Raw genomic sequence first — 8,339 nt, 5'->3', positions numbered from 1 at the left:
AAATTTTGTCCAGCCCCTTCAAAAGGAGGCAAATAAAAAATCGAACGTTTTATTTTAGCTTTTTTACAAAATTCATAATTATTCAGTAGGCATTACTTATGAATAATTCTTCTCTTAAAAAGAGCTCTGTTATTCGTTCATTTATAGACTGAATAATAGATAATAAAAACATTACTCATTCGTTTATTGAACAAACATTCATCTATATGACTCATTCAGTAAACGAATGAGTCATATAATGGAAAAATAATTTTTTACAACCTATAAAAGCAAAAAAAAGCCTCTGAAGTCATTCCTTGTTTCTTCAGAAGCTTTTTCTCAGTAAATATAAGTATCCTCAGCGCCTTCTTGATAAATTTCTATAACTAATTTATGAGGTAGACAAATACTTGTCTCTCCTGGTTCAGAAATCCAACCTGTTCTTACCGCAATTTGATCCGGACTATTATCTTCTTGTACACGTGCTTGACCATCTTCAACTTCCACAATATTATATTGACCTTCTTCAGGATAGTAGGTTTTTCTCACCGAATTTTCATTATCAAGAGAAAAGCGGTCAACTTCTTGCCCATCAATACGAACAGCGGCGTATTTGGGAGTTGTCTCTTCCGCTTGTCCTTGGTCTTGTTGGAAGTAAAAAACAACAGCGGGCAGAAAAGATGCAATCACTAAAATACCAATAATGATCACATCTCCTATTTTCATATGAGCTTTACGTCCAACTTCTTTTAATTTTTTATTTTTAAACAATGTATATACTTCCTCTAAATAATCACTAGAAATAACAGGACTATTATCCCACTTCGTTTTCATAACTAAAATGAATTGACAATGTGTTTACCCATATAATACTTGCCATAAGAGACAAAATCAATTATATCATTAGCAATTTACTAAAGGATTTAAAAATAAAACGGTTATTTTTCGCTTTCCCTATTCGTCCGTTTCTTCAGGTTGAACTTCTTCGCCTTCGGTATTTGTTGTTTTTTCTAAAGCACTTAAATTATCTTCCATAACAGAAATATAGTCTTCGCCGTTATCTATTTGTTGATCTGTTAAACTTTCCAATGGGTTTAATACTTCAAGCTCGACATTAGCTTCATCTGCTAAGGTGCTAGCAATGTCATCGGAAGCATTTTCTTCGAAGTAGATATATTGAATGTCATTTTCCTCAACATAATCTTTTAATTCTGCCAAACGTTCAGGGCTAGGTTCCTCCTCAGAAGATAGGCCAGAGATAGGAACTTGATTCAGATCATATTCTCTTGCCAAATAAGCAAAAGCTGCGTGTTGAGTAACAAAACTTTTTTGTTGAGCGTCTGCAAAGCTTGCCTCATATTCTTGATCTAATTCTTCTAGTTCACCTATATAATTTTCAGCGTTCTCAGCAAAAGCATCTTCCTTTTCAGGATAATCTTCACTTAGCTGATCTCTAATGGCTTCAACCTCTTGAATGGCCAACTTAGGGTCTACCCAAGTATGAGGATCATATTCATGAGAATGCTGGTGTTCTCCTTCTCCACGATGTTCTTCGCCTTCATGGTCATGATCTTCTTCATTTCCAGGCATTAACTCTATATTTTCTGTTCCTTGAACAATACTTAGCTGTCCTTCTTCCCACCCTTCAACGGTATCCGGGACCCAAGTTTCCATATTTTCGTCATGGTAAACAAAAGCATCCGAATCTTGTATTTCAGCAATTTGTTGGGCAGAAGGTTCAAAATCATGTGGCTCGGTACCTGCAGGAACTAATAACTCAACGTTTCCTTCTTCTCCTACAATATTTTGAGTGAAATCATATATCGGATAAAATGTGGTAATCACTGAAAAATCTGCTTCATTACTTTCGTCCGAACTTGTCTCCTCAGAATCGTTACCACAAGCAGTTAATACACTGCCCACAGAAAGAACCATTAATGTTAACCAAAATTTCTTTCTCATTTTAATCTCCTTATAGAATTGACCGATGTTTATTACGTTTATAAGCATGAATAATTTTTAACGCTCGTTTTTTTGTCTTAATATTGGGGCTTTTTAACCGTCGATAAGCACTATTTACATCTACTTTTTCCACCAAACTCTCCTCCTTCAAACTATATATTCAGATCTTCGTTTGAATATTTCATCCAAACAAAACGAAATTGTTTCGATTTATCATTAAATAATTTAGCAAAGAGAAAGGTAGCTGTCAACATAAAAAAACATGAAATTTCTTTCATGCGTTTATTAACATCCGAATTCCCCATTTTTAGTTGCTTATTTTTTAAATAAATAACAAAAAGGACAGAAAGTTTGATTTTTCTGACCTTTGCAAATAATTTTTAAATTTTTCCTTCATCAATTGCTTTTAGTTTTTGATAACGTGAATTATTGTTAGCTAGTTCTAACGGCGAACCCGACATTTCTAATTGCCCATCTTCAATAAATACGACTCGTTGCATTTTTTCGATTCCTTGTAAATGGTGAGTAATCCAAATGATTGTTTTTTCCTTCAACTGTTCAAAAAAGGTATCAATTAAGGCTTGTTCTGTTATTGGATCTAAACCTACTGTAGGTTCATCCAACAAAACAATAGGAGTATCTTTTAATAAAATCCTTGCTAAGGCTATACGATGACGTTCTCCTCCAGAAAAACGTAAACCAGCCTCATCAACCATAGTGTTTAACCCATCAGGTAAACTTTCTGCCAACTGTTTTAATCCAACTCTTTCCAACACTTCCCATACCTGCGCAACGTCAGCTTGTTCATTACCAATACGTAAATTATTTAAAATCGTTGTATGAAACAGATACGGAGTTTGTTGAATCACGCCAATATATTCAGAAATTTCATCACCTATTTGCTCAGTTGCAATGCCTGCCAGTACAACATTCCCATTAGTAGGGGTTAAATCTCCACGAATTAAAGATGCTAAAGTACTTTTTCCTGAGCCACTACGGCCTAAAATAGCTAACTTTTCTCCCTGTGGAATAGACAAACTTATATCATTGAGCACCTTACGACTATTTTTTTCATATTGAAAAACAAGATGTTGAATTTCAATATCTAACGGTCCTTCTGGGACTTTTTTAGTTGAATTCTCAGAAATTATTGGTAAATCGTTCAAACGTTTTATCGAATCTTTATAAATATTTGTCTCTTGAGCAGCATCTGGTAAACCACTAAAAGCATCAGCTAAAGGAAATACGCTTAAAACAAAAGCTGCAATCCAGTTAGCAGCTCCGCCATGATCGCCTATAAACTGCTGGCTTGTCCAAAATAATAAGGCAACGACTATAAGACCTATAATCACTTGTAATATAAAATCACGGCGACGGTTGAATTTACGCAAGCTAGCTTGTGTATCTTGTAATTTCTTTTCTACTTGGTCATGCCAACTTACGTATTCTTGCCCTCGTTGGCTAAAAATCCAGTCAGAAACACCGATAACATTATCCGTTAGTTCCGAATACAACTCATTTTTCAATTGCTTTTCTTTTTCTTGTCTTGCGCCATTAACAACTACTGACCATAGAGGTAACACAAAAACAATTCCAAAAAGCATTAACGCCATCAAGAAAGCAAATGGAATAGAAAATACGCCTAAACCAATCACCAAAAAAACATATAAAATCCAAGCAATAATCGTTGGAAAAATTGTGCGCAAATAAAGATTTTGTATATGATTAATATCTTCTGCTAGTAAGCCCAAAATATCCCCTAAAGAATAATGTCTTTTAAAAAAGACAGCATCTTTTTCTAAAGTATTATATAATTTTAACCTTAATTGCGAAGTCATTTTCAAAACCCAATTATGACTAACTAAACGCTCTATATAACGAAAGACAGGACGTCCAATACCAAAAGCTCGCGTTAACACAATCGGAACATAAACAAGTAAGATGTTTTCTGGAATAGAAGCAGAGCGACTAATCAAAAAACCTGAGGTAAACATCAAAGCTCCCGCACAAAAAAACATCATAAATCCTAACAATAAAGCAGCAATCATGGTCTTTTTATAATGCTTGAAAAAGGGTTTAACCCAAGTATCCTTTGCTAACACTTTGAATAAAGGAATATTATGCATATTCTCCCCCCTTCATTTGTTGTGCCAAACGATAAAAATATCCCTCTTTGGCAAATAATTCCGAAAATGTTCCAGTTTCCACAATTTCCCCGTGGTCAACGACAATAATCTCATCCATTTGACGCATCCAATGGAGGCGATGAGTAGCAAAAAAGACTAAACGATTTTCCATTAGAGGTAACATCCGTTCCTTTAATTCAACTTCAGTTTCAATATCCAGATGTGCTGTCGGTTCATCAAACATTAAAATTTTACGTTTCTTATCTAAAAATGCACGAGCTAAAGCAATACGTTGAGCTTGTCCACCGCTTAACGACCGTGCCCCATTTCCTAACTGTGTATCAAGCCCCAATGGTAACTCAGCCACAAGTTCATCTAATCCAGCGACTCTTACCGCTTCTAAAATATCAGATTCAGTAGCTTCAGGTGTATAAAAAGCCAAATTATCTCTTAAAGACAGTTGGAAGACATATGGATCTTGTGGAATATAAATCAGTTGTTTTTGCCACTGTTTAATGGCAAGATTGGCTACCTCTTGACCATTTAGTTCAATTTTTCCTTGGTCTGGCTGTAAAAAACCACTTAATGTATTAACCAAGGTGGTTTTTCCAGAACCGCTCATTCCAATAATTCCTATTTTTTTTAAACCTTTAACTGAAAAATCAAGGGTTAATACCGGTTTACTTTCATAAGAAACCGAAAGATTCTCCATAGACAAGCAAGAATTTTCATCCCATGTTGCGAGATCAAGTGACTCTTGTTCCAATTCGGGCTCTTTCAATACCTGATCAACAGCACGCATCGCATTTTTCCCATCGAGTGTTGCATGATAGTCATTAGCAAATTCTCTAACAGGTAAAAAATATTCAGGCGCTAATATTAACACTGCCAAAGCAGGAAAAAGAGGAATAACCCCATTAATCAACCGCAAACCTAACAAAACAGCGACAATAGCTACAGCCAATGTAGTAAAAAAGTCTAATGCAAATGTGGATAAAATTCCTATTTTTAATGTACTCATTGTGGACTTACGAAATTCTTCACTCGTATTATAAATACTCTTCCCATATTTCTTACTTAAGCCAAACATTTTCAAAGTATCAATCCCACGCAAAGAATCAATAAAATGGTTAGATAAAAGTTGAAAAGCTTTATACTGTTTATCCGCTTTTGTTTGAGCAGCATAACCTAGAATAATCATAAAAATGATAATTAAAGGAAAAATAAGTAACAAAATAACGCCAGATTGCGTGTCAAAGTAAAAAACAACAGCTAGAATCAACCAAGGAATGATCATCATATTCATCATTTTAGAAAAAATCAGATGGATATAATTTTCTACTTGTTCAATGCCATCTAAAGCCATGGTTGTCATATTTCCTGAACCTTGTTTTTGTACGATTTTGGGGCCTACTCGAAAAATTTTCTCCAACAACTGCTTACGAAGGGTACTAGCTTGTTCTGCTGCATAATGATCTAATAGTTTATCACGTAAGAAAGTAACACCGTGACGAGCCGAAAAAATTATGAAAAAAGCCGCCACTTCAAACAATTGGGAGGTAATAAGTCCTCCACTCCACAAATGTGTAATGACTGAGGTTAACATATACGTTTGTCCAATAACAAAGAGAGCTTGCAAAACAGCAAGTCCTGCAAGCATCCCCATCACTTTTTTACTATTCGGCAGCGCCATTACGGCCTTATCGATCATTCACCATACCCCGCAATCTCCGTATGTTTTACGCGTTTTCTAAAAACGTAATATGTCCAAGCAATATAAGCCAAAATAAACGGAATCAAACTAATCGCAATATAACTCATAATTTGTAGCGTATAGGGTGAAGATGACGCATTTTCAATTAATAGATCATTAGCCGAACTTGTAGAACTAATTAATACTCGTGGAAATAGCCCTGTAAATAAAAGGGCGACTAAAGCAATTAAAGTAAAACCACTGGTTAAAAATGCAATTAATTCTTTATTTATATAAGAACAATAATTGGCAATAACTGTAAATAGAATCATCACTGCTAATAAAATACTCGTTGAAACTGGGTGTAAAGCAAAAAAGTCTGTTTGAATATAAAGTAACACTGCAAACACGATTAACCCAGCATATAAGGCCCAATACAAGGCTCTAGCGTATTTTTTAGCCCGATCACGAATAGGCCCAGTTGTTTTCAAGGAGATATAATTCATTCCATGAAGATAACAAAGCAAGGTCAAAGCAACACCACCAACGACAGAAAACAAATTAATATAATCTGTAAACCCAGCCGTCATATCACCATTGCTATCCATAGGCATTCCTTGAATCATGCTAATAAATAAAATTCCAAAAAAGAAAGGCACCATCAGGCTTCCTATGGCTAGTGTCCAATTCCAGATCCATTTCCGTTCTTCTGGCATACTACTACGAAATTCAAAAGAAACACCACGAATAATTAAACCAAATAAAATAAGGAATAAAATCAAATAGTATCCGCTAAATAACGAAGCATACCACATAGGAAAAGAAGCAAACATTGCACCTCCAGCGGTAATCAACCATACTTCATTCCCATCCCAGACTGGACCAATAGTTTGTACAACTTGGTCTTGTTCTTTATCATTTTTTGCCAATGTTTTTACTGACATTCCAACGCCAAAGTCAAAACCTTCTAAAAAGAAAAAGCCAGCAAATAAAACTCCAATTAAAATAAACCAAAATAACTGTAAACTACTCATTAAAGGCACCCCCGTCAAAAGGATCTGTAGCAGGCTCTTCTTCTTTTTCTTGTTCTTCTTGTTGGTCTGGTCCTTTACGTAATTCACGAACAACTAAATAAAACATAACAACAGCCAAACCACCAAATAACAAGAAGTAGACAATATTAGAAAATAGTAAGGAAGCTGGCGTAACATTTGGCGATACACTGTCTTCCATTTTGAACATTCCGTATACTGTCCAAGGGTAACGTCCTAATTCAGTCACCAACCAACCACAAGTATTTGCAATAAATGGAGCAAACGTCATCAAACCAACCGTCCATAACATCCATGGCTTCTTATAAAGAGACGGGCTTTTTTGACGAGTAAAAAATAACCCTACCATAGAAACTAATAATGTTAACATACCAAAACCTACCATGATACGGAAACTCCAAAACATCGCATTTACTGGCGGGAAGTAATTATCGTCACCATATTCTGCCGTTAATGATTCATTAAGAGATTCCATTCCTTCAACACCGCCGGAAAGACTATGATAAGATAAAATACTCAAAACATACGGCACATGAATACCAAAAACACGTTCATGTTCTGCTTCGTCCATCCAAGCAACAGCTGTCCAAGATGCTGGATCATCAGAGTCTTCATAAAGGCCTTCAGTAGCCGCAAATTTCATCGGTTGATCTTCAACTAAAGCTTGCATCTGCATATCTCCAGTTACTAATACACCAAGAGAACCAAACAAAGCAATTCCTAAACCAACACGCAACGATTTTTTGAAAATACTTGTACTTAGTTCGCTTAATGTATGTTTTTTCAGCAAGCGGAAAGCCGACATTCCAGCAATCAGTATCCCTCCCATTAAAATTGCCGCCATAATCACATGTGAAAACTCATACCAAACTTGTGGGTTCTTAAGCAATGCACCAAAATCATTCATCTCGGCTCGTCCGTTACGATAGGTATAGCCGGTGGGATGTTGCATAAAACTGTTGGCTACTAAAATCCAAAAAGCGGAAAGAATGGACCCTAACGTAACCAGCCACATAAAAGAAACATGCAATTTTGGACCAACTCTTTGCCAAGTAAACATCCATAAACCTAAAAATGTTGATTCTAAGAAGAAAGCAAGAAGAGCTTCCACAGCTAAAGGTGCACCAAAAATGTCTCCTACAAAACGTGAGTAAGCTGACCAGTTCATACCAAATTGAAACTCTTGAATAATACCGGTAACAACCCCCACTGCAAAACTTAGTAGAAAAATGTTTCCCCAGAATTTTGCCATTTTTTTATAGTTCTCATCCTTTTTTATTACATACATTGTTTCCATAATTGCAACAACTAATGCAACACCTATTGAAAAAGGAACAAAAAAGTAGTGAAAAATCGTTGTCATTGCAAATTGAAACCTAGCTAAGGTAACAATATCCATTATTACTCCTCCAGACCTTGAATTATTACCAATAAAATTTATAAAATAAATGCTTAAAACCTTGTATAGTATACGCTTTTATTTAATGACTTACAACTGATAGATTCATTTTCATCATATGCTTTTTT

General features: G+C 35.3%; 7 protein-coding genes. All 7 read right to left on the bottom strand.

The window, feature by feature from the left end; all coding sequences use genetic code 11:
- Positions 1-318: 318 nt before the first annotated feature.
- The 7 genes from G577_RS0105315 to G577_RS0105285 all read right to left on the bottom strand — a co-directional run bounded on the left by G577_RS0105315 (position 319) and on the right by G577_RS0105285 (position 8,214).
- Positions 319-705, bottom strand: a complete 387-nt coding sequence (locus tag G577_RS0105315; RefSeq protein ID WP_038024282.1) for a NusG domain II-containing protein — start codon at positions 703-705, stop codon at positions 319-321.
- Positions 706-933: 228 nt separating this feature from the next.
- Positions 934-1,941, bottom strand: a complete 1,008-nt coding sequence (locus G577_RS0105310; RefSeq protein WP_028790307.1) for a metal ABC transporter substrate-binding protein — start codon at positions 1,939-1,941, stop codon at positions 934-936.
- 10 nt (positions 1,942-1,951) lie between these two features.
- Positions 1,952-2,074: a putative metal homeostasis protein gene (locus G577_RS12145; RefSeq protein WP_162141349.1), complete on the bottom strand. Its 123-nt coding sequence runs from the start codon at positions 2,072-2,074 to the stop codon at positions 1,952-1,954.
- A gap of 247 nt (positions 2,075-2,321) precedes the next feature.
- Positions 2,322-4,067, bottom strand: coding sequence for a thiol reductant ABC exporter subunit CydC (cydC, locus tag G577_RS0105300; RefSeq protein ID WP_028790306.1), 1,746 nt, complete (start codon positions 4,065-4,067; stop codon positions 2,322-2,324).
- A complete protein-coding gene (gene cydD, locus G577_RS0105295) occupies positions 4,060-5,778 on the bottom strand; it encodes a thiol reductant ABC exporter subunit CydD (protein ID WP_028790305.1) in 1,719 nt (572 codons plus the stop codon). Before cydD ends, cydC begins: the two co-directional genes overlap by 8 nt.
- A complete protein-coding gene (gene cydB, locus G577_RS0105290) occupies positions 5,775-6,794 on the bottom strand; it encodes a cytochrome d ubiquinol oxidase subunit II (protein WP_028790304.1) in 1,020 nt (339 codons plus the stop codon). Before cydB ends, cydD begins: the two co-directional genes overlap by 4 nt.
- Positions 6,787-8,214 (bottom strand): cytochrome ubiquinol oxidase subunit I, encoded by a 1,428-nt coding sequence (locus G577_RS0105285; protein WP_028790303.1) that lies wholly within the window; start codon positions 8,212-8,214, stop codon positions 6,787-6,789. The genes cydB and G577_RS0105285 overlap by 8 nt, the downstream gene beginning before the upstream one ends.
- Positions 8,215-8,339: the final 125 nt, after the last annotated feature.

It is taken from the genome of Tetragenococcus muriaticus DSM 15685 (assembly GCF_000423785.1).
GTDB lineage: Bacteria > Bacillota > Bacilli > Lactobacillales > Enterococcaceae > Tetragenococcus > Tetragenococcus muriaticus.
Note: the sequence above shows the minus strand (reverse complement) of the source record. Positions and strands in the feature narration are given on the sequence as shown.

What these genes read in the sequence shown, in the direction of transcription:
- G577_RS0105315 (WP_038024282.1), bottom strand. Translation starts at nt 705, where the DNA reads ATGAAAATAGGAGATGTGATCATTATTGGTATTTTAGTGATTGCATCT.
- G577_RS0105310 (WP_028790307.1), bottom strand. Translation starts at nt 1,941, where the DNA reads ATGAGAAAGAAATTTTGGTTAACATTAATGGTTCTTTCTGTGGGCAGT.
- cydC (WP_028790306.1), bottom strand. Translation starts at nt 4,067, where the DNA reads ATGCATAATATTCCTTTATTCAAAGTGTTAGCAAAGGATACTTGGGTT.
- cydD (WP_028790305.1), bottom strand. Translation starts at nt 5,778, where the DNA reads ATGATCGATAAGGCCGTAATGGCGCTGCCGAATAGTAAAAAAGTGATG.
- cydB (WP_028790304.1), bottom strand. Translation starts at nt 6,794, where the DNA reads ATGAGTAGTTTACAGTTATTTTGGTTTATTTTAATTGGAGTTTTATTT.